The 2,888-nt window shown below is 62.1% G+C and carries 4 protein-coding genes; 1 reads left to right on the top strand and 3 read right to left on the bottom strand.

The features are described from left to right. From ACIQ47_RS15960 to ACIQ47_RS15950, 3 genes are all read right to left on the bottom strand, one after another. The coding region (locus ACIQ47_RS15960) for a TlpA family protein disulfide reductase (protein ID WP_396439017.1) at positions 1-288 on the bottom strand (288 nt) is incomplete at its 3' end. A 103-nt stretch (positions 289-391) separates the two neighbouring features. Beyond that, positions 392-1,120, bottom strand: a complete 729-nt coding sequence (locus ACIQ47_RS15955; RefSeq protein ID WP_396439016.1) for an alpha/beta fold hydrolase — start codon at positions 1,118-1,120, stop codon at positions 392-394. Next, positions 1,120-2,364 (bottom strand): CaiB/BaiF CoA transferase family protein, encoded by a 1,245-nt coding sequence (locus tag ACIQ47_RS15950; protein WP_396439015.1) that lies wholly within the window; start codon positions 2,362-2,364, stop codon positions 1,120-1,122. Before ACIQ47_RS15950 ends, ACIQ47_RS15955 begins: the two co-directional genes overlap by 1 nt. 53 nt (positions 2,365-2,417) lie before the next feature. Between ACIQ47_RS15950 and ACIQ47_RS15945 the strand changes: the two genes are divergently transcribed. Beyond that, positions 2,418-2,888, top strand: a 471-nt coding sequence (locus ACIQ47_RS15945) for a hypothetical protein (protein ID WP_396439014.1), incomplete at its 3' end; no start/stop codon positions are given.

Genomic DNA, 2,888 nt, shown 5'->3' with positions numbered 1-2,888 from the left:
CAAGGTGACATAGCCGCGGTCTTTGAACTTGTTGTAAGTGGCCACCAGTTCTGGCATCTCGGCCACACAGGTGGTGCAGCTGGTGGCCCAAAAATTCACCAAAGCGACTTTTCCATGCAATTGCTTTGAAGTGACCTTGGAGCCATCGAGCAAAACAAAGGTGGATTCAGGTGCGCGGTCACCGGAGCAGCCCCAAAGGGCCAAAGTCAGGCCCAGTACCCCACTCCAAAACAACAAACGGCGACCCACAAGTCGCAAATTCAAGGGCATGGCCAGCAGGGTTTTCATGGTCGAAAGTTTAATGCGTTTGCCAACTCAGTCGGTGTGGGTGCCATTGCGGCTGTCCATTGAAGCCGATCATCGCGCAGATGCACGCAAGCAGCAGTTGACTTCAAACCAGACCCAGCAAAAGCGCCAACAGACCTTGCGGGTCACTGACCATGGGGTCATGACCGGTGTGCATCTCCAACACGTGTGAGCCCGGGAGCCAAGCACCATCCCAAAATTTGGGGTCCACCATCCGCAGACGACTGACATCGATGGTGCCCAAAGGCGGGGATGTGCAGTTGATGAAGGTGCGCGGCACGCTGGCGACGCGCTGCGGATCAAAGTCGAGCACTTGGGTGTAAGGCCTGCCCGGGTGTGGGGTTTGACGTCTTTGTACCCAGGCATGGTCGGCATCGCTCAAGCCAAACACCGAAGGGTCGGGCGCGGGGAAGGCGTGCAAGGGATGGCCTTGCGCAGCAGTGATGCGGGCGTTCCGGGTGGCGCTGGCGTGGTTGCTGCTCCAGCTTTCGCCGGGTTTGGGAAGAACAGCGTCCAGATAGACCAGGTGGCGCAAGCGCTCGGGTCTGCGGTCGGCCACGGCGGTGCCCAACATGCCGGCATACGAATGCACCACCAGAACCACCTCGTCCATTTCTTCGGCGTCCATGGCGGCCATCACGTCGGTGATGTGGGTTTCCAGATCGATGCTGGGGTGGAGCAGATGGGCGCGTTCACCCACCCCGGTCAGGGTGACGGCATGGGCGCGGTGACCGGCAGCCATCAGGCCTGGCAGGACCCGCTGCCAACACCATGCGCCGTGCCAAGCACCGTGAACCAGCAAGAGGTTGGCCATCAAATCACGCCTTTGCCGCGCAGAGGTCCCAGTTTTTCAGTGGTCCAGCCCAGCACTTCGGTCAAAACTTCGGCGGTGTGTTGGCCCAACATGGGGGGTGGCAAATCTTGGCGAACAGGGGTGCGGCTCATCTTGATCGGGCTGGCCACCAGCTTCAGGCCGGGTTTGATCGGGTGTTGCCAATCCTGCACCATGCCTCGGGCCTGGATTTGCGGATCCACAAAGACCTCGCTCAGGGTGTTGATCGCCCCACAAGGCACCTTGGCGGCTTCGAGGGCCGCCAGCCAGTTGGCCTTGGTGCGGGTTTTCAGGATGCCCTCCAGCAGTGGCACCAGCGTGTCGCGGTGGCGAACCCGGTCGGCGTTCAGGGCGTAGCGTGCGTCTTGCACCAGTTCGGGGCAGCCCGCCAAGGTGCAGAACTTGGCAAACTGCCCGTCGTTGCCTACCGCCAAAATCAGGTGGTCGCGGCAGCCGGGTGCTGAACCGGTCGGGGCCATGACTTCGAACACTTGGTAGGGCACGATGTTTTGGTGCGCGTTGCCAGCGCGAGCCGGCACTTTGCCACTGACCAAATAATTAGAGCCCAAATTGGCCAGCATGGCGACTTGGGTGTCGAGCAAGGCCATGTCCACTTGCTGGCCTTGGCCGGTGCGTTCGACATGGCGCAGTGCCGCCAAGATCGCTACGGTGGCGTACATGCCGGTGAACAGGTCGGCCACGGCCACACCCACTTTTTGGGGGCCACCGCCCAAGTCATCCCGTTCGCCGGTCACGCTCATGAGGCCGCCGATGCCTTGCACGGCATAGTCATAACCTGCCCGCTCGCGGTAAGGGCCGGTCTGGCCAAAGCCGGTCACGCTGCAATACACCAGCTTGGGGTTCAGGGCGCTCAGGCTGGCGTAGTCCAAGCCGTAACGGGCCATGTCGCCAACCTTGAAATTTTCAACAAAGACGTCGCAATGCTTGACCAGTTCACGGATCAGGGCTTGGCCCTCGGGTTGGGCGATGTCGCAGGTCACCGATCGCTTGTTGCGGTTCGCACCCAAATAATAGGCGGCTTCAGCGGTGTCTTGGCCTTGGGCGTCTTTCAAAAAAGGTGGCCCCCAGGTGCGGGTGTCGTCGCCCGTGCCGGGGCGCTCGATCTTGATGACGTCGGCCCCCAGGTCGGCCAAGGTCTGGGTACACCAGGGGCCCGCCAGAACGCGGGAGAGGTCGAGAACGCGGATGCCGTCGAGTGAGTTCATGGGGCACATTGTCGCCAAAACCCAATGCGGCCGCTGATCAGGATAATCACCCCATGCGAATCTATTCCTCGGCCCTGGTGGCCAGCCTCTTCGGGGCCTTGACTTTGAGCGCTTGCAGCCCTGCCCAGAACTGGCGCGACGTGGCTTTTGAGGGCAGTGCGCTCAAAGTCCAACTGCCCTGCAAACCCGACCGAACCGCCCGCAGCGTACCTTTGGGCGGTGTGCCTGTGGATTTGCAAGTGGTGGGCTGCGAAAGCGGCACGGCCATGGTGGCGGTGATGAGCGCGGCCTTGCCTGCCGGGTCCGACGCCAGCGCGGTGATGGCCGCTTGGCAAAAAGCCACCCTCGACAATGCCCGAGTGCCCCAACCCTTGGCGGCCGGGCAGCAGCAGGCTTGGCATCGCCCTGGCCAGTTGCCCTTGGCGACTTCTTTGCGGGTACAAGCCCCAGGCCTGCGCGCCAATGGTGAGCCGGTGAACATGGACGCTGTGTGGGGAGCTGTGGCAGAGGGCGAGCGGGTGCGG

The organism is Limnohabitans sp. (assembly GCF_044373035.1).
Classification (GTDB): Bacteria; Pseudomonadota; Gammaproteobacteria; order Burkholderiales; family Burkholderiaceae_C; genus Limnohabitans_A.
The sequence above is the reverse complement of the archived record's forward strand: the minus strand, read 5'-3'. Positions and strand labels throughout refer to the sequence as shown.